Annotated in this window: 13 protein-coding genes; 7 read left to right on the top strand and 6 right to left on the bottom strand. The window is 72.6% G+C overall.

Going from position 1 to position 18409, the window contains the following annotated elements:
* Window positions 1-187 precede the first annotated feature (187 nt).
* The 3 genes from ACIF80_RS28545 to ACIF80_RS28535 all read right to left on the bottom strand — a co-directional run bounded on the left by ACIF80_RS28545 (window position 188) and on the right by ACIF80_RS28535 (window position 2860).
* Window positions 188-436, bottom strand: a complete 249-nt coding sequence (locus tag ACIF80_RS28545) for a WhiB family transcriptional regulator (RefSeq protein WP_399809935.1) — start codon at window positions 434-436, stop codon at window positions 188-190.
* A gap of 247 nt (window positions 437-683) precedes the next feature.
* Window positions 684-1724, bottom strand: coding sequence for a LacI family DNA-binding transcriptional regulator (locus ACIF80_RS28540; RefSeq protein ID WP_399809933.1), 1041 nt, complete (start codon window positions 1722-1724; stop codon window positions 684-686).
* Window positions 1725-1858: 134 nt separating this feature from the next.
* Window positions 1859-2860 (bottom strand): multicopper oxidase domain-containing protein, encoded by a 1002-nt coding sequence (locus ACIF80_RS28535; protein WP_399809931.1) that lies wholly within the window; start codon window positions 2858-2860, stop codon window positions 1859-1861.
* A gap of 259 nt (window positions 2861-3119) precedes the next feature.
* Between ACIF80_RS28535 and ACIF80_RS28530 the strand changes: the two genes are divergently transcribed.
* On the top strand, window positions 3120-5627 hold the full coding sequence (locus ACIF80_RS28530; RefSeq protein WP_399809929.1) for a ThuA domain-containing protein: 2508 nt from the start codon (window positions 3120-3122) through the stop codon (window positions 5625-5627).
* A gap of 8 nt (window positions 5628-5635) precedes the next feature.
* Entirely contained in the window at window positions 5636-7849 is a 2214-nt protein-coding gene (locus ACIF80_RS28525) for an OmpL47-type beta-barrel domain-containing protein (protein WP_399809927.1), read from the top strand.
* A gap of 147 nt (window positions 7850-7996) precedes the next feature.
* On the opposite strand, the gene ACIF80_RS28520 is transcribed toward ACIF80_RS28525, so the two are convergent.
* Window positions 7997-9187, bottom strand: a complete 1191-nt coding sequence (locus ACIF80_RS28520) for a zinc-dependent alcohol dehydrogenase (protein ID WP_399809925.1) — start codon at window positions 9185-9187, stop codon at window positions 7997-7999.
* 238 nt (window positions 9188-9425) lie between these two features.
* Between ACIF80_RS28520 and ACIF80_RS28515 the strand changes: the two genes are divergently transcribed.
* The gene (locus ACIF80_RS28515; protein WP_399809923.1) at window positions 9426-10439 is read left to right on the top strand and encodes a DUF3048 domain-containing protein; all 1014 of its coding nucleotides are present in this window, start codon (window positions 9426-9428) and stop codon (window positions 10437-10439) included.
* On the opposite strand, the gene ACIF80_RS28510 is transcribed toward ACIF80_RS28515, so the two are convergent.
* A complete protein-coding gene (locus tag ACIF80_RS28510; protein ID WP_399809922.1) occupies window positions 10440-10901 on the bottom strand; it encodes a MarR family winged helix-turn-helix transcriptional regulator in 462 nt (153 codons plus the stop codon).
* 309 nt (window positions 10902-11210) lie between these two features.
* On the opposite strand from ACIF80_RS28510, the gene pcaH reads away from it, so the two are divergent.
* The 4 genes from pcaH to pcaD are packed head-to-tail and all read left to right on the top strand — an operon-like array spanning window position 11211 to window position 15098.
* Entirely contained in the window at window positions 11211-11990 is a 780-nt protein-coding gene (gene pcaH, locus ACIF80_RS28505) for a protocatechuate 3,4-dioxygenase subunit beta (protein ID WP_399809920.1), read from the top strand.
* 5 nt (window positions 11991-11995) lie between these two features.
* The gene (gene pcaG / locus ACIF80_RS28500; protein WP_399809919.1) at window positions 11996-12601 is read left to right on the top strand and encodes a protocatechuate 3,4-dioxygenase subunit alpha; all 606 of its coding nucleotides are present in this window, start codon (window positions 11996-11998) and stop codon (window positions 12599-12601) included.
* Complete coding sequence (pcaB, locus tag ACIF80_RS28495) at window positions 12598-13974, top strand: 3-carboxy-cis,cis-muconate cycloisomerase (RefSeq protein WP_399809917.1); 1377 nt, start codon at window positions 12598-12600, stop codon at window positions 13972-13974. Before pcaG ends, pcaB begins: the two co-directional genes overlap by 4 nt.
* Window positions 13971-15098 carry a 3-oxoadipate enol-lactonase gene (gene pcaD / locus ACIF80_RS28490; RefSeq protein WP_399809915.1) on the top strand — a complete coding sequence of 376 codons (1128 nt, stop codon included), beginning with the start codon at window positions 13971-13973 and terminating at the stop codon, window positions 15096-15098. Before pcaB ends, pcaD begins: the two co-directional genes overlap by 4 nt.
* 279 nt (window positions 15099-15377) lie before the next feature.
* On the opposite strand, the gene ACIF80_RS28485 is transcribed toward pcaD, so the two are convergent.
* Entirely contained in the window at window positions 15378-18110 is a 2733-nt protein-coding gene (locus ACIF80_RS28485; protein WP_399809914.1) for an ATP-binding protein, read from the bottom strand.
* Window positions 18111-18409 lie beyond the last annotated feature (299 nt).

Raw genomic sequence — 18409 nt, 5'->3', positions numbered from 1 at the left:
GCGCGGCCCTTTTGGCCCCCGCCCCCGCGCCGGGCCCCCGCGGCCGGGGGGGCGGGGGGGGGGCGGGTCTCCCCCCCCCCCCCCCCCCCCCGGGGGGGGCCCCCCCGGGGGGGGGGGCCCCCCGCCGCTGTCGTTCCCCCCGGCCGGGGTTCCCCCTCGGCGCCTCTGCCACCTCTGTCCCCGTCCGTCAGCGCCGGGACGTACGGCGCAGATCCAGCCGCTCCTTCTCGGAGAGCCCGCCCCAGACGCCGAAGCGCATGTCGTTGGTCATGGCGTAGTCGAGGCAGGTGGCCCGGATGGGGCACAGACCGCAGATCCGCTTGGCGTCCCGGACCGAGCTGCCGGGCTCGGGGAAGAAGAAGTCTCCCCCCGTCTGCGCGCACAGGGCCTCCTCCTGCCACGCGAGGTCGGGCGACGCGATGGTGTCGATGTGCATGCCCGACAGCGTGCCGGGCGGTGAAAAACGTTCGATCAACGACGGATCAACGCGGCGCCCCGGCCCTCGGATCCGAGCCCACGCCCGCCCCGTGCCCGCCCTCGCCCCCTACCCGCCCCCGCATCGGCACCCGTCCCCGCTCCGACCGCTCGAACGATGCCCGCACCGGCGCCGAAACGCACGGCGGCGCGCGGAGTGTTCTCGTGCGAAGACGCGGACGCCGCCGGGCAGGGGCCGGCCGCGGGCCTCACGCGGAGGCGCGGCGCACCAGGGTCGTCGGGAAGATCACGCTGGAGGGGGCACCGCCCACGGTCTCGCGCGCTGCGGCGGTGCGGTCGAGGCCGCGCAGCAGGAGCCGGGCCATCAGCCGGCCCATCTCCTCGATGTCCTGGCGGACGGTGGTCAGCGGGGGGTCGGTCTGTTCGGCGAACGGCAGCATGTCGTCGAAGCCGACCACCGCCACGTCGTCCGGCACCCGCCGCCCGTGTTCGCGCAGCACCCGCAGCGCGCCCACCGCCGTGAGGTCGTTGGCGGCGAACACGGCGTCCAGGCCGGGGCAGTTCTCCAGCAGCTCCCGCATCGCCCGCTCGCCGCCGGCCAGGGTGAAGTCGCCCTCCGCGACGAGCCGCGGATCGGCGTCGGCCATGGCGTCCCGGTAGCCGTCCAGCCGGTCCACGGCCGAGGTCTGGTCCAGGGCGCCGGTGATGTGCGCGACGCGGTCGCGGCCGAGGCCGAGCAGGTGCCGTACGGCGTCGCGGGCGCCGCCGCGGTTGTCGCTGTCGACGTAGACGACGCCGTTCCTGCCGCCGGACCAGTCGGGCCGGCCGCCGAACACGACCGGGACCCCCGCACGCTGGATCAGCTCGGGCAGCGGGTCGTCGAGGTGCAGGGAGAAGACCAGCGCGCCGTCGACATGCCCGCCGGCCAGGTAGCGGGCGACGCGGGCGTGGTCGTGGCGGCCCTCGGTGAGCAGCAGGACGAGCTGGTTGTCGTGCGCCGTCAGTTCCCTGCTGATGCCGCGCAGCTGGCGGGCGAAGAAGGGGTCGGCGAAGACGCGGCTCTCGGGTTCGGCGACGACGACGGCGATGGCGTCGTGCCGGTTCGTCACCAGGCTGCGGGCGGCCTGGTTGGGCACGTAGCCGAGCTCCTCCACCGCCAGCCGGACCCGCTCGGCCAGGGGTTCGGTGACGCCGTCGGCCCCGTTGACCACGCGGGAGACGGTGGCCCGCGAGACCCCGGCCCGCGCGGCCACCGCCTCCAGGGTGGGGCGCGGCACTGTCTCGGTCACGTCGGGGGCTCCTCACCTGCGGCTGCGGATCAGGATAGCCCCGGTGTCCCCCGGCGGTGAGAGCGCTCTCGCCGGAGGGTGCCCCGCTGTACGCCCGTGCCCCTCGTGCCCCTCGCCCCGCGGCCCGCGCCCCGTCAGTGCTCGTGCTTCCCGCCCTCGGTCTCCTTCGGGGCGGACTTCCGGCCGTGTCCGTGTGCGTGCGGGTCGTAGCCGGGGATCGTGCCGTCCGGTTTCTTCACCAGGAACAGCCCGGTCATCCCCATGTCGGAGTGGCTCTGGACGTGGCAGTGGTACATCCAGGCGCCCGCTCCCACCCCCTCCCCCGCGATGATCTGGAAGCCGAAGGAGTCCGCGGGCCCGACGATCTTGTTGTCGATGACCTGACTGGGGTCGTCGGGTCCGGTGAGCATGCCGGTGCGGTTGTCGGCCCAGCGGTGACCGTGCATGTGGAAGGTGTGGTAGTACTCGCCGTGCGTGATCATGACGATCTCGACGCGGTCGCCGACGGTGGCCTCGAGGTCGGGGCCGGTGTGGGCGGGCCTGTTGTTGATCGTCATGTCGTTGAAGACGATCGTGTGCGTGCGGTCCGGCAGGACGTCTCCCTTGCGCCGCACGATCACCGCGCCGTACAGGCCGTTGCGGATGCCGCCGGTGCCGTGTTCCGTGCCGACGACGTGGTCGTGGTAGTGCCAGTAGCCGGCGCTGCCGGAGCGCCAGGTGCCGTCCGGGCGCCGTCCGGGCTTGTGGGTGCGCCAGGTGTAGGTGCGGGTGCCGCCGGGCGCGACGTCGCTGCGGTTCATCTTGGTGCCGTCGCTGGAGATCTCGTAGTCCAGGCCGTGGACGTGCAGGCTCACCGGTACGTCCATGGTGTTCTCGAACTCCACGTGCAGCGTGTCGCCCTCGTTGAGTTCGATCAGCGGGCCGGGGACGGACGCCTTGCCCTTCTCCAGGCCGTAGCCCATCTTCCCGCCGTCGAGGCGCTCGGCGTACAGCTTGATGCGCCTCACCTCGCCGCCCGCGGGTGCCGTCCTCGCCGGGGTCGGTGCGCTCACCGCCTCGGAGGATCCCAGGGACAACGATGTCGCCGCGACCGCGCCGCCCAGCAGCACCCGCCGGTTGAAGCCGCGTCTGTCCATGCCGAACTCCCCTTACTGGTACGGGACTCGATGGTGCCGAGCATCGGAAGGCGTGCGCACGCCGGCTGTGAATCTGCTGTCATGAACCTGGGAAACCGTAGCGGCCACTCTCCCGTTTATCCACACTCAGGACAAAGTTCGTTTCATTGCGGCCATAGGTATTGGCGTGTGACGCAAAGAGGTCTAGCTTCCTTGACGCTGTTGCTGCGACCGAGGAGGGGTGGGTGGCCACGTGCGGTTCACATCGCATCAAGGACCCATGCGCTTGCACGGGTTGAGCGCGAAAAGCACGAGAACGAACAGAACGGGGCCGAGGCGAAGGGCCTGGGCGGCGACCGTTGCCGCCGGGGTCGTCGCCGCCGGACTGCTGTCGGGTCCCGCCGCCAGCGCGCGCCCGGCCCCGGACCCGGAGCTGACAACGATGTCGATCAAGTCGCCCCCGGGCGGTGCGAACGTACGGGTGCTGCTCTTCCACGGTTCCGCCGCGGCGGGCGACGAGTCGCCGCTGGTGAACGCCGGGATCGAGGCGATCGAGAGGATCGGGCTGTCCGGTCCGGAGAACCAGCGGTTCCAGGTCACGGCGACGGACAACGCCTCCGTGTTCACCAACGACACCAGGCTGAGCCGCTTCAACGCGGTCGTCTTCCTCACCGGCGGCGGGGACGTCCTCGACCCGGCGCAGGAGGCGGGCCTGGAGGCGTACATGGAGGCCGGCGGCGGGTTCGTCGGCATTCATGACGCGGCCCGCGCGGAGCCGTACTCGGACTGGTTCACCGGTCTCATCGGAGCCCGCCCGGCCTCGTCCGGCCCGGCGAACGTCCAGCGGGCGACCGTCGAGGTCGGCGACCGGCAGCACCCGGCGGCCAAGAACCTGCCGCAGGAGTGGAAGCGGCCGGACAAGTGGCTGAACTGGGAGCGGAACCCGTCCGGCGAGGTGCACACCGTCGCCAGGGTCCGCGAGTCGACCTACCAGCCGGGAGCGAGCGCCAACGGCGCGGACCACCCCGTGAGCTGGTGCCGCGACTACGACGGCGGACGGTCCTTCTACACCGGGATGGGCGGCACGGTGTCGTCGTACGACGAGACCGACTTCCGCGACCACCTGCGCGGCGCGCTGCTGTGGACCAGCCGGCTGGTGCAGGCCGACTGCAAGGCCACCATCAACGGCAACTACAAGGCGGAGCGGCTGACCCGGCCCAACCAGCCGGGGAAGAACGACCAGATCGGCGAGCCGCACGGACTGGTCACCGCCCCCGACGGCCGCGTCTTCTACATCGGCCGCGGCGGCGCCGACTCCTCGCAGCCCGTGGTCACCGACTGGAACAACCCGGACATCGGCAAGGGCACGGGCGAGATCCACGTCTACGACCCGAAGACCGGACAGACCGCCCTCGCCGGGGCGCTGACCGTCTTCGGCAACAAGGGCGGCGGCGACGAACTGGTCAAGGTCGAGGAGGGCCTGCTCGGCATCGAGCTGGACCCGGGGTTCGAGCGGAACGGGTGGGTGTACCTGCACTACACGCCCCACTCGGAGATCGACCGCGACAAGCGCATGGCCGACCGGCGGGTCTCGCGCTTCACGTTCGACGAGTCCACCGGCAGGCTGGACCTGGCCAGTGAGAAGGTCCTGCTCGACTGGCCGGTGCAGATCCACAGTTGCTGCCACTCGGGCGGCGGGCTGGCCTGGGACTCCAAGGGCAACCTGTACATCGCCACCGGTGACAACAACTCCAGCGGCTTCAGCGGCGGTTACTCGGGAAACAACCCCGAACCGAACTACAAGGGCGTCTCCTTCGCGGACGCGCGCCGCACGGCCGGCAACACCAACAACCTCAACGGCAAGATCCTGCGCATCCACCCGGAGCCGGACGGCACGTACACCCTCCCCGAGGGCAACCTGTTCACCGGTGAGGAGAGCGCCGAGGGCGGCGGCAAGACGCGCGGCGAGATCTACGTGATGGGGGTGCGCAACCCGGCGCGCATCTCCGTCGACCCGCGGACCGACGTGCTCTACGCCGGCTGGGTCGGCCCGGACGCCGGTCAGCCGTCGACGACCTGGGGCCCGGCCAAGTACGACACCTTCGCCGTGATCACGAAGGCGTCCAACCGCGGCTGGCCGTACTGCATGGGCAACAAGCAGCCCTACCGGGACCGCAACCTGCCCGACCCGTCGCAGCCGCTGGGCTGGTACGACTGCGACAACCCGAAGAACGAGTCGCCGAACAACGACGGCCTGGTCAACCTGCCGCCGGTGACCGGCAACAACATCTGGTACTCGCCGCAGGGCGGCGGCCCGGACTTCCCCCGGAACGCCGACGGCGTCCCCTCCTACAAGCAGGACGAGGCCACCTACGGGCTTCCCTGGCTCAAGGGCGGCGGCCAGGCCGCGATGAACGGGCCCGTCTACCGCTTCGACGAGGCGAGCGGCAGTGCCGTCAAGTGGCCGGCCTACTGGGACGGCAAGTGGTTCGTCGGCGACTTCTACGACGCCGACCAGCCGCGCAACGCGGTACTCATGAACCCGAAGACGCAGGGCGACGGCGGACTGCCGGTGCACTCGGAGTCGCTGAAGAAGATCGTGCCGGTCGGCAACGACGGCATCAAGAACCTGATGGACTGGAAGTTCGGTCCGGACGGCGCGCTGTACGTCCTCGACTACGGCCGCGGCTTCTTCACCTCGGACTCCAAGTCCGCGCTGTGGCGGGTCACCTACACGGGAGGCGGCCCGACCCCGGCCGCCGGCCAACTGGCGAGGAAGGCCGAGTGAAACCAGTGATGCACCGACAGCGAAGAGTCTGGGCCGCCCTGCTGGCCGCCCTCCTCGTGATGTTCGGCCTGCAGACCGTCTCCGCCGCCGGTGAGCCGGAGACCGGGCAGGCGGGGAAGGCCGGGGCCGCGGCGGACCAGGTGCTCACCTGGACCGCGGGCAACGACATCGACAAGTACCTCTCCGCGCCGGCGACCGCGGTCGCCGGACCGGCGACGATCGTCTTCGAGAACAGCACGGCCACCGGCAACACCACCGGTATGCCGCACACGCTGACGTTCGCCACGTCGGACCCGGAGTTCAACAACGACGTCCAGCTGAACATCCTCGCCAACCCCGCCGACGCCCAGGGCGGCCGGCACACCGCCGAGGTCACGCTCACGCCGGGCCGTTACTTCTACCACTGCACGATCCCCGGCCACGGGGCGATGCAGGGCATCCTGGTGGTGACCGAGGGCAGCGGGGAGGACACCACGGCGCCCGAGGCGACGGCCGAGGTGACCGGCACGCAGAACACCGAGGGCGCGTACGTCGGTTCGGCGAGCGTCGTGGTCGAGGCCACCGACGAGGGCTCGGGCGTCGACCGAATCGAGTACGCGATCGGCGCCGACGAGGCCTGGCAGCCGTACACCGCACCGGTGGTCGTCGACCAGGTCGGCACGCACACCGTGCGCTACCGCGCCCTGGACAAGGCGGGCAACGTCTCGGCGGTCAAGAGCGTCGGGTTCGCCGTCGTCGCCCCGCAGTCGGACGACACCACCGCCCCGGAGACCTCGGCGACGGTGGCCGGCGAGAAGAACCCTGACGGCGCCTACATCGACATGGCGACCGTCACCGTCAGCGCCTCCGACACGGGATCCGGTGTCAACACCATCGAGTACGCGGTCGGTTCCGGCGCCTGGCAGGCGTACGGCGGACCGGTGATGGTGCATCAGGTCGGCACGCACACCGTGCGCTACCGCGCCACCGACAAGGCGGGCAACGTCTCGGCGGTCAAGAGCGTCGGGTTCACCGTCGTCGCCGCACCCCCGCAGGACACCACCCCGCCGGTGACCGGCGTGAGCGTCGAGGGTTCGAAGAACTCCGACGGCGCGTACGTCGGCAGCGCGAAGGTGACCGTCAGCGCCACCGACGCGCACGGTTCCGGCGTCGCCGGCATCGAGTACTCGCTCGACGGCGGGCCCTACCTGGCGTACACGCAGCCCGTGGTCGTCGACCGTGCGGGCAGGCACACCGTGGCGTACCGGGCGAGCGACAAGGCGGGCAACACCTCCGCGCCGCTCACGGTGAGCTTCACCGTCGTGACCGGCCAGGTCCCCGCGCCCCCTTGCCCGGAGTACGACGAGCGGCTGACGGTGATCGTCGGCGAGGTCGACTCGGGTGTACCCAACCGGGTCACCAACAACCGGTGCCGGATCGGCGAGTTGATCGAGGACGAGAAGGAGTGGACGTCCAGCGCCCTCTTCCTGAAGCACGTGAAGAGCGTGCTGGACAAGCTCCGGAAGGAAGGCGTCGTCGACCAGCGCGAGTACCGGGCCGTCAACCAGGCGGCCCGCCAGTCCGGGATCGGCGAGCCGGGCCAGACCGACGGCTACCGCAAGATCCTCGACGGCAGCGCGGCGGCGTTCGCCAAGTGGCAGCAGGTGGGCGGTGGTTCGTTCGCACTGAACCCGGACGGATCGATCACGTCCGGCACCACGAAGTCCGGGCTCGGCATGCTGTGGTTCCCCGAGCGCAAGTACGGCGACTTCTCGCTGAAGCTGCAGTGGCGTGACGACGCCCCGGGAACCGGGAACGCCAACTCCGGTGTGTTCGTGCGGTTCCCGCAGGTCCACGACCACCCGGAGGAGACCCGGCCGGAGTGGGTCGCCATCAAGTACGGGCACGAGGTCCAGGTGTTCGACTCGCCCACCGGCGACATGTACAAGACCGGTTCGGTCTACGGCTTCGACCGGGTGGGTCTCGCCGGTGCGGGTGTGACCCAGAAGGGCACCTGGAACGACTACGAGATCCGGGTGGAGGGCCAGCACTACTCGGTCTTCCGCAACGGTGTGCTGATCAACGAGTTCGACAACACCGGCGGTCAGGACTTCACCCCGCCGCGCTCGGACGACCCGGGCACGGACGGGCGGCGGTTCGCCTCCGGTTACATCGGCCTCCAGGTGCACGGCACGACGGACGTGGTCTCGTACCGGGACGTCCGGATCAAGGAGCTGCCGTGAAACCCCCGCTGTGACACGAACTGCCGTGACACAGGGCTGATTTCCCCTCGGAGGTGAATCGGCACGCCGGGTCGGGAAGCCGCGGTTTCGGGCTTCCCGGCCCGGCGCGGCCGTACCCGGCCGGGTCCCCCGGGGCCGCCGGCCGGCTCACGGCTGCATGAGGACCTTGACCGCGCCGTCCCGCTTGCGCTGGAACATGTCGTAGGCGTGGGGCGCGTCCGACAGCGGCAGGCGGTGGGTGGCGAAGTCATCGACGCCGAGGGGGTCGTCGTCCGTGAGGTGGGGGATGATCTCGTCGCTCCAGCGGCGTACGTTCGCCTGCCCCATGCGCATCTGTATCTGCTTGTCGAACATGGTGAGCAGGGGCATGGGGTCCGCCGCGCCGCCGTAGACGCCGGACACCGAGACGGTGCCGCCCCGGCGCACCAGGTCGATCGCGGTGTACAGGGCGGCGAGCCGGTCGACGCTGAAGCGTTCGGCCAGGGGACCGCTGAGTTTCCGGGGCAGCAGCGCCGCGGTGTTCTGCACCAGGCGGGCCACCGCGCTGCCGTGCGCCTCGGTGCCGACGGCGTCGATCACGGCGTCGGGGCCACGGCCGTCGGTGCGGTCACGGATCGCGGTGACCAGCTCCTTCTCGTCGTCGAAGGAGCGCAGGTCGAAGGTCTCCACGCCCCGTTCCTTCGCCCGGCGCAGCCGTTCCGGGACCAGGTCCACGCCGAAGACCCGGCCGGCGCCCTGGAGCCGGGCGATCCGGCAGGCCATGTCGCCGATGGGACCGAGGCCGAGCACGGCGATGCTGCCGCCCCGGGGGACGTCGGCGTAGGCCACCGCCTGCCAGGCGGTGGGCAGGACGTCGGAGAGGTAGACGAACCGGTCGTCGGACGGCCCCTCGGGGACCTTGATCGGGCCGTACTGGGCCTGCGGGACCCGCAGGTACTCGGCCTGGCCGCCCGGCACCGCACCGTAGAGGCGGGTGTAGCCGAACAGGGCCGCGCCCATGCCCTCGGCGCTGACCTGGGTGGTCTCGCACTGGGTGGGCAGACCCGTGAGGCACATCCAGCAGTTGCCGCAGGCGATCTGGAAGGGCACGACGACACGGTCGCCGGCCTGGAGGTCCGGCACTCCGGCGCCGACCTCCTCGACGATGCCCATGGCCTCGTGGCCGAGGATGTCGCCCGGGGTCATGAACGGTGTGAGCACCTCGTAGAGGTGCAGGTCGGAGCCGCACAGTCCGGTGGACGTGACGCGGATGACGGCGTCCGTCGGTTCCTCGATCCGCGGGTCGGGCACCTCCTCCACGCGAACGTCCCGCTTTCCCTGCCAGGTCACTGCCCTCATCTCCGCCTGCTCCCTGCGTCGTAGTGGCCGGTGCGCCGTCCGTACGGTCTGCCGCGGTGTGTCCTGTCGGCTTGTTCCGTACGGAGGGCGCTCCGGGTACCCGGAGCGCCCTCGCCGAACCGCTCCCCACTGGGCCGATCGGCGGAAGTCCCCGCGCGGGAACACCATCGATCGACTATGGCCGCTGACAATCAGAAAAGCGCACAATCAAGACAACCGATGATGTGGGGCAGGCAGAGTGGCGACGGTGGGCACGGGACGAAGAGCACGCGCACGACGCGGCACGACGGCGGGAGCACTGCTGGCGACGCTGTTGGCGGCCGGCCTGACGGCGGGCTGCACGGCATCGAACGGCCCGGGGGACGACGGACGCGGGGCGCCGCGCACCTCACGCCCGGCCGGGACGGACGGGACCCGCGGGGACGACCACCCGCCGGTCCTCGCGGTGAAGATCGACAACGCCCCCGCGGCCCGTCCCCAGACGGGTCTGGAGTCGGCGGACGTGGTGTACGTCGAGCAGGTCGAGGGCGGACTGAGCCGGCTGATGGCGGTCTACGCCACCCGGCTGCCCGAGTCCGTCGGGCCGGTGCGCAGCGTCCGGGAGGCCGACCTGGAGCTGCTGCGCCAGTTCGACCGGCCGGTCCTGGCGTTCTCCGGGGCGCAGGGCAGACTGCTGCCGCTGATCGACCGGGCACCGCTGGAGCCCCTGACGCCCGGGACGTCCGGCACGGAGGCGGACGTCTACGTCCGGGGCACCACGCGGTCCGCCCCGCACAACCTCTTCCTCCAGCCCCGGCGGCTCATGGACGACCCGCCCGGCTGGGCCTCGCTGACCACCGGCTTCCGCCACGGCCCACCGCCCCCGGGCGGCGAGCCCACGAGCACGCGCACGGTGCGCTATCCGGCGGCCCGCTTCACCTTCACCTGGTCCGACGCCCGCGACCGCTGGCTCGTCTCCATGGACGGCACCCCCGCGGTCACCGCACGGGGCGAGCCGGTGGCGCCCGCGACCGTCGTCGTGCAGTACGTGACCGTCCGCCCGTCCGACTACCACGACTCCCGCGGCAACAACACGCCGTACACCGAGACGGTGGGCTCCGGGAGGGCCACCGTGCTGCGCGACGGACGCGCCCACGACGTCCGCTGGAGCCGCCCGGACGCCTCGGAGGGCACCGCGTTCACGACGGACGACGGCACCGGGGTGAACTTCGCACAGGGGCAGGTGTGGGTGGTCTACGCGGAGGCCGCCTGATCACTGCGGGGCGGCCGGCCCGCCGGGGCTGCGCAGCCCCTCGGCCGCGTCCGCCACCCGCCGGATCAAAGCGAAGAAGGCGGCCTGCTCGCCGGCGTCCAGCGGGCCCAGGAAGACCTGGTTCATCCGGGCGGTGCGCACCGCCAGCTTGCGGTGGGTGCGCAGGCCGTCGTCCGTGAGCCGGAGCAGGAAGCGACGGCCGTCCTGCGGATCGCGGACCTTGTCGAGCAGTTCCCGCCGGATGAGCCGGCCGATCACCTCGGCGATGGTGGACCGGTCCAGCCCGACCCGCTCCCCCACGGTGCGCTGGTCCAGCCCCGGCTCGGCGACGAGCGCGTTGAGGACCGCGAACTGCGGGGAGGTGATCTCCTCGGAGACCATCGTGGTCCACAGCAGGTGGTGCGCCTGCTGGAGCCGTCGGGCCAGGTGCCCGGGATGGGTGGTGAGGTCCACCGCGGCCATGTACGCCCCTCACTGCCGATGCCGTCGATCCACTGCCGCAGTTCGTTGCTGCGATTCGTTGGCGCGATTCGTTGGTGCACTGAACAATACCCGCGCGAGAACGACCCTGTCTGCGGTCCGCGACGACATCGACGCAGGATGTGCCGGGGTATTGACGCTCCCGTCCGGCGATGACAGCGTGAAGGGATTGTTGTGAAAATACTCAGTGCCCTGACCAATTCGGGACCGGCGACGCGGACCGACTACGCGCGTCCGGCCGACTGGGCCGGAAAGGACGGGGTACCTCGGATGGACAAGGTGGTGGCCTCTGTGACGAACGTTCTCACCCAGCACGACATCGACCAGGAGATCGCGGCCGAGCACGCCGCGTACGAGAAGCGGGTGGCGAGCGGAGCCCCGGTCGAGCATCATCCACGCCGCGGTTACCCGCCGTACCGTTCGTCGGTGCTGCGCCACCCCCGGCAGCCGGCGATCGCCGTCGACGTGACCAAGGACCCCGAGCTGGTGGAGCTGTCCTCCCCCGCCTGGGGGGAACGGGACGTCACCGAGACCGACAACGACCTCACCCGGCAGCACCCCGGCGAGCCCGTCGGCGAGCGAATAACCGTCTCCGGACGGCTGCTGGACCGCGACGGCCGTCCCGTGCGCGGCCAGCTGGTGGAGGTCTGGCAGGCCAACTCGGCCGGGCGGTACGCCCATCAGCGCGAGCAGCACGACGCACCGCTGGACCCGAACTTCACGGGCGCCGGCCGCACCCTCACCGACGCCGAGGGCTTCTACCGCTTCACGACCATCCAGCCGGGACCGTATCCGTGGCGCAACCACGTCAACGCGTGGCGTCCGGCGCACATCCACTTCTCCGTCTTCGGCAGCGCCTTCACCCAGCGGCTGGTGACGCAGATGTACTTCCCGGGCGATCCGCTGTTCCCGTACGACCCGATCCTGCAGTCGGTGACCGACGACGCCGCCCGTCAGCGGCTGGTGGCGACCTACGACCACGGTCTGTCGGTGCCGGAGTTCTCCCTCGGCTACCACTGGGACATCGTGCTCGACGGCCCGCGGGCCACCTGGACGGAAGAAGGACGCTGACCGTCATGACGAAGATCGACACGGGCAATCCGGAGAACGTGCTGCCCACCCCCTCGCACACCGTCGGCCCCTTCTACGGCTATGCGCTGCCGTTCCGCGGCGGTGAGGACATAGCGCCGGCCGGCCACCCGGACACCGTCACCGTGCACGGTTACGTGTACGACGGCGAGGGCGACCCGCTGCCGGACGCGCTGCTGGAGGTGTGGGGGCCGGACCCGGAGGGCAACCTGGCGACCGCCGACGGTTCGATGCGGCGGGACCCGGCGAGCGGCGACTTCCTGGGCCGCAACGGAGTGGAGTTCACCGGCTTCGGCCGGATCCAGACCGACGCCGACGGCCACTGGTACGTGCGCACGCTGCGGCCCGGGGCCCGGGGGCGAAGCGCGCCGTACCTCAGTCTGTGCGTGTTCGCGCGGGGCCTGCTGACGCATCTGTTCACCCGGATCCACCTGCCGGACGACGAGGCCGCGCTCGCGGCGGACCCGCTGCTGTCCCGGCTCGGCGCGGACCGCCGCGACACGCTGGTCGCGGTGGACGAGGGGCGGGGGACGTACCGTTTCGACGTCCGCCTCCAAGGCGAGGGCGAAACGGTCTTCCTGGAGTTCCAGTGACACCGGCCGACGCCGGCACCGGTCTGCTCGCCCCCGGGTGGGCCGGTTCCCCGGCCGCCGCCGAGGCCGGGGACGGCGCCGTCCTGCGGGCGCTGCTCGACGCCGAGGCCGCGCTGACCCGGGCGCAGGCGGCGGCCGGGCTCGCCCCCGCCGAGGCGGCGGCGGCGGTCACCGAGGCGGCCGCCGACCCCGGGTGCTTCGACCTCGCGTCCCTCGCCGAGCGGGCGCGGGGCGGCGGGAACCCGGTGATCCCGCTGGTCGCGGATCTGACCCGGGCGGTGGGCGAGCCCTACGGCCCCTATGTGCACCGGGGGGCGACCAGCCAGGACATCATGGACACCGCTCTGATGCTGATGGCCCACCGCGTCCTCGGCCCGCTCCTCGACGACCTCGAGCGCGCTCAGCGGGCGCTGTCCGGCCTCGCCGCCGAGCACCGCGACACGGTGCTGCCGGGGCGCACACTGACCCAGCACGCGGTGCCGACGACGTTCGGGCTGAAGGCCGCCGGGTGGCGCTCCCTCGTGCTCGACGCCCGCGACCGGGTGACGGCCGTACGCGTCTCGCTCCCCGCCCAGCTCGGCGGTGCCGCCGGGACGCTGGCCGCGTTCACGGCGTACGGGGCGACGGACCCGACCGGGCTTCCCGCGCTCTACGCCCGTGAGCTCGCACTGTGCCCGCCCGCGCTCCCCTGGCACACGCTGCGCACACCGGTCGCCGATCTCGCCGGCGCCCTCGCCTTCACCGCCGGCGCCCTGGGCAAGCTCGCGGCGGACGTGCTCACGTACTCCCGCACCGAGATCGCGGAGGTCGCCGAGGGCAGCGGCGGCGGGTCCTCGGCCATGCCGCACAAGGCCAACCCGGTGCGTTCGACGCTGATCGCGGCGGCGGCACGGCAGGCGCCGCAGCTCGCGGCCACGCTGTACGGCTCGCTGACGGCCGAGGACGAGCGGCCGGCCGGGGCCTGGCACGCCGAGTGGGAACCGCTGCGGGAGCTGCTGCGCCTGGCCGGCGGCGCGGCCCGGGACGCCGCCGAACTCACCGGCGGCCTGCGGGTGCACGCGGACGTGATGCGCGAACACCTCGGTCTGACACATGGGTTGATCGTCTCCGAGCGGCTGTCCGCCGAACTGGCACCCCTCCTCGGGCGCGGCCGGGCGAAGGAACTGCTCACCGGCCTGGCGCGGCGCGCGTACGCGGAGGGCCGCGACCTCGGAGCACTGCTCGGTGACATGCTCGATGAACTGCTCGCGAAGGAGCCGGAGTTGGCCGAGCGCCCGGAGTGGAAGCGCTTCGACCTCACCGCCGCGACCGACCCCGCCCGTTACACCGGCTCCGCCGGACTCCTCACCGACCGTGCACTGGAGCGCTCGTGACCGACACTCTCCTCAACCACCGTGCCGAAGGCTCCGGTTCCGCTCCCCCGCTGCTGCTCGGCCCTTCGCTGGGCACGTCGTACGCCCTGTGGGACAAGGTGGCGCCCGAGCTGTCGGCCACGCACCGGGTGGTCCGCTGGGACCTGCCGGGGCACGGCGGTTCGGCGGCCGGGCTGATCGGCCCCGGCGCGACCGTCGGTGATCTGGCGGATCTGGTGATCGCGCTCGCCGACGCCCTCGGCATCGAGCGGTTCGCCTACGCGGGGGTGTCGCTGGGCGGCGCGGTGGGGCTGGAGCTGGCCGTGCGGTGTCCGCAGCGGGTGTCGTCGCTGGCCGTGATCTGTTCCTCGGCGCACTTCAACGGTGCGAAGGCGTGGGAGGAGCGGGCGGCGCTGGTGCGGAGCGAAGGCCTCGCGGGGCTTGCGCAGAGCGCGGACTCCCGCTGGTTCACGCCCGGTTTCACGGTGCCGGAGCTGGTCCGTGACCACCGGGACGCCGATCCCGGGGCGTATGCCGCCTGCTGCGACGCGCTGGCCGCGTTCGATCTGCGGGACCGCCTCGCACGGATCGCGGCGCCGACGCTGCTGGTGGCCGGCCGGGAGGATCCGGCGACGCCCCCGGCGCATCTGCGCGAGATCGCCGACGCGGTGCCGGGGGCGGGGCTCGTCGAGATCCCGGGTGCCTCGCACCTGGCGCCGGCGGAGCGCCCGGAGGCGGTGCTGACGGCGCTGCGGGCCCACTTCGGCGGGGACGCGGCGAGCGGGATGCGGGTACGGCGCGAGGTTCTCGGGGACGCTCACGTGGACCGGGCCCAGGCGCGGCAGACGCCGTTCACGGCGCGGTTCCAGGACTTCATCTCGCGCTACGCCTGGGGCGAGGTGTGGACCGACCCGACGCTCAGCCGCCGCGAACGCAGCATGATCACGCTCACCGCCCTGGTCGCGCACGGCCACTACGACGAACTGGCCATGCACGTCCGCGCGGCACGGCGCAACGGGCTCACCCCGGAGGAGATCGGGGCCGTCCTGCTGCAGACGGCGGTGTACTGCGGAGTCCCGGCGGCCAACTCGGCGTTCACCACGGCCCAGCGGGTCCTGGCGGAGGAGTCCGAGGGGCCGTCGTGACACGCTGCCGACCCGGCGGGCGACGGTCAGGAAAGGGGCCGGGGCGGCGGGGCGGCCGGTGAGCGGGCTGAGCCTCTTCCGTCGGTGATGTCGGTGGCGACGTCCGCTGCCGCCGGGGGACTGTGGGCCGACACCGGTCGGGGCACGGGCCCGCGGCCGGCCGGGCGTCCCGGGCGGGCCCTCAGCGGTCGGCGCCCCGCCCGGGGACGTGCCCGGGGACATACGGGTGACGCTGCGCCTGGTGGCCGAGCGGGACGCGGCCGGCCGCGGGCCCGCGGGTCACAGGGGCCGGGTGTCCGGCTCTCCTCCCGGGGTCGTGGCCGGGCCGGCGGTCCGGGGCCGGCCGGTCACCGCGGTCAGTTCGGCCTCGGCGCGGGCGGCCAGGCCGTCCGCGCCGCAGGAGCGTGCGAGTGCCAGGCCCCGTTCCAGGTCGGCCCGTGAGCGGGCGAGTATGCCGTACTCGACGCGGGCCGCCGCGTGTTCGTACTGGCAGGGTGAGGACTCCAGGTAGGCGACGGCCCGGGCGGCGAGCCTCACCGCCCGCCGGCCGGTCTCCAGGGCGGCGGCGCAGCGCAGGGCCTCGCCCATGGCGGTGTCCGTGCCGAAGCGCTCGGCACGGCTGCGGTACTCGACGGCGAGCCGGGCGGCGCGGGCCGGGTCCTCGGTGGCGAGGGCGCGGGCCAGGTCGGCGGCCCAGAAAAGGTGGACGGGGTTGTGGTGGCCGCGGGAGGCCGCGGCCTTCTCGGCGGCCTCCAGTTCGTTGATGCCGTCCTTCGTACGGCCGACCGCGAGCAGCAGCCTGCCGCGCACCGAGCGGGGGTCGGGCAGCACGATGGTGGACGGGTAGGGCGGCGCGAACCCGTGCCGTTCGGCGACGTCCCAGGCCTCGTCCACATGGCCGCGGACGAGCAGGGTGTCGACCAGGTTGCAGGTCGCCGTCCAGTACAGGGGCAGGCCGCGGCCCACGCGTTCGGCCAGGCGCAGGGATTCGCGCAGCGACTTCTCCGCCGCCGCGAGGCGGCCCCGCCTGCGGTGCGCGAGACCGACGTAGGCGTGGGCGAGGACCAGGTGGCCGCCGCTCCAGCCGGCTGTCTCGTAGGAGCGCAGTGCCTCGTTGTAGAGGCTTTCGGCACGGTCGAGGCGGTCGGTGTAGGCGTACGTGCTGGCCAGCATCAGCAGCAGTTCGACGCCCCACTCGGCGTCGGTCCAGCCGAGGCCGGGCGCGAGGCGGCCGTTGACGAGGACGCGGTCGCTGTTCTCGGTGACCACTTCGGCGTTCTCGCCGCGCATCATGGCGTCGAAGGCGCGCAGAATGAGCAGCGCGCGTTCGGAGTTGTCCCGGCCGGTGCAGGTGGCGGCGAGGGCGGCGAGGCGTTCGGAACGGCCGGGAGCGGTGGTCTCGCCGGCGTGGATGCCCTCCCACATGAACTGCACGGCCTGCAGCCGCATCCGGGCGGGGCCGGGCTCCAGCCGGGCGGCCTCCTCGTCGACGGTGCGGACGGCCTCCTCCATCTGGTCGTTGTGCAGCAGCGCCTGGGAGAGCCGGACCACGGCGTCCACCCGTGCGTCCCCGTCGAGGCCGGACATGCCGAGCGCGGTCCGCAGATGGCCGATGGTCCGGGCGGGCGCGGTGAGGAAGGTGGCGCAGCCCAGCTCGTAGAGCACGCGCGCGTGGACCTCGGGGCGGGGAGGTTCCTCCAGGGCACGCTCCAGGCAGCGGCGGGCGGCGTCCGGCGCGCCGACGGCGAGGTGTTCACCGGCGGCGTCCCGCAGTTGCCGGACGAGTTCCTCGTCGTCGTCCGGGTGCACTTCGAGGAGGTGGCGGGAGGCGGCCGCGGCGCCGCGTCCGGAGTCGGTGACGATCCGGGCGGCGATGCCGTGCATGGCGCGGCGCAGCGCGTCGGGGATGGAGTTGTAGACGGCGGTGGCGATCAGCGGGTGGACGAACTCGAGGTCGGCGGGTCCGCTGCGGCCGGTGCCGGGGTCGGGGGTGGTGAGGATACGGGCGCTGCGCAGCCGCTCGGCGCAGCGGACGGCGTCGTCGTGGTCGAGGGTGGCGAGTTCGGCCACCAGGCCGACGGTGATGTCGCTGCCGAGGATGGCGGCGGCCCAGGCGAACCGGGTGGCGTCTATGCCGAGTTCTTCCAGCCGGGCGACGAGCCCGCCGCCGCGGGCGGAGCGGTTCAGCGCGCGCAGTTCACCGGCGTTCGCCTCGACGGGTTCGAGTTCGCTGTCCTGGACCTTGGCGAGGAGTTCCACGGTCTCGTAGGGGTTGCCGCCCGTGACGGCCCACACCTCGCGGCAGAACGCGGCGTCCGCGTTCTCGCCGAGGGTGGCGCGGGTGAGTCCGGCCGCGGCGGACGGGGTCAGTGCGCTGAGGACGGTGACCGGGTGCTCGGTCGCGGCGGCGACGGCGTCCAGGTGGTGGGTGCTCACTCCGGAGATGTCGCCGGGCCGGCGGGCGACCACGACGAGAACGGGCAGGTCCGTCAGGCTTTCCGTGAAGGCGGAGAGCCAGTTCAGGGTCTCCTGGTCGGCCCAGTGGGCGTCGTCGATGGTCAGTACCAGCGGCCAGTCCCGGCGGGCCAGCCGGCGCACGGCGGCGACCAGGCCCTCGCAGACGCCCTGCGGGTCGGCGTGCCGGTCGCCGGGCTCGGCTATGCCGAGGGCGGGGCCGGCGATGTCGTACCAGTCGCCGAGGTACTCGCGGGCCTCCTCCGGCAGCATCGACACCAGCGCGGGCTGGAGGAGCTGGCGTACGACGTTGAACGGGACGGTGCGCAGGGTCTCGCCGCCGCGGGCCGACCACACGGTGCAGCCGCGCTGTTCGGCGATGCGCCGGGTCTCGGCGAGCAGCGCGGTCTTGCCCAGCCCCGACTCGCCCCGCAGCACCAGCAGGCTGCCGGGCGAGGACCGGTCCGCGCACAGGGTGTCGACCACCGCGGTGATGGCGGCGATCTCCTCGTCCCGCTCCCAGAGAGAGGCCGATGCCGTGGGCCGCACCTCCGTCATTGCGCTACCTCCCCAAGTCGCCCGAACGACGTACCGGCGTCGAGCGTAGTCCTCAGAGGGCCCCGACGGAGCGGTACCGGACGGGCTCTTGCCGTGACGGGTGACACCGGGTACAGGGGTCGACGCACCCCGTCGCTCACCAGGGTTCCGGCGGTCAACACCTGTCAAGAGAAAGGGAGGTGATGGGGCGTCGGGTCTTTTCGACAGGCGGCGGGGGGCGAGTCGGGGACTCCGGGCCGGGCTTCCGGGGCAGGGAGGTCGGGCCGGGAGGTCGGGGCAGGGGCCGGGGCCGGGGCCGG

Source organism: Streptomyces sp. NPDC085927 (assembly GCF_044540975.1).
Classification (GTDB): Bacteria; Actinomycetota; Actinomycetes; order Streptomycetales; family Streptomycetaceae; genus Streptomyces; species Streptomyces hirsutus.
The sequence above is the reverse complement of the archived record's forward strand: the minus strand, read 5'-3'. Positions and strand labels throughout refer to the sequence as shown.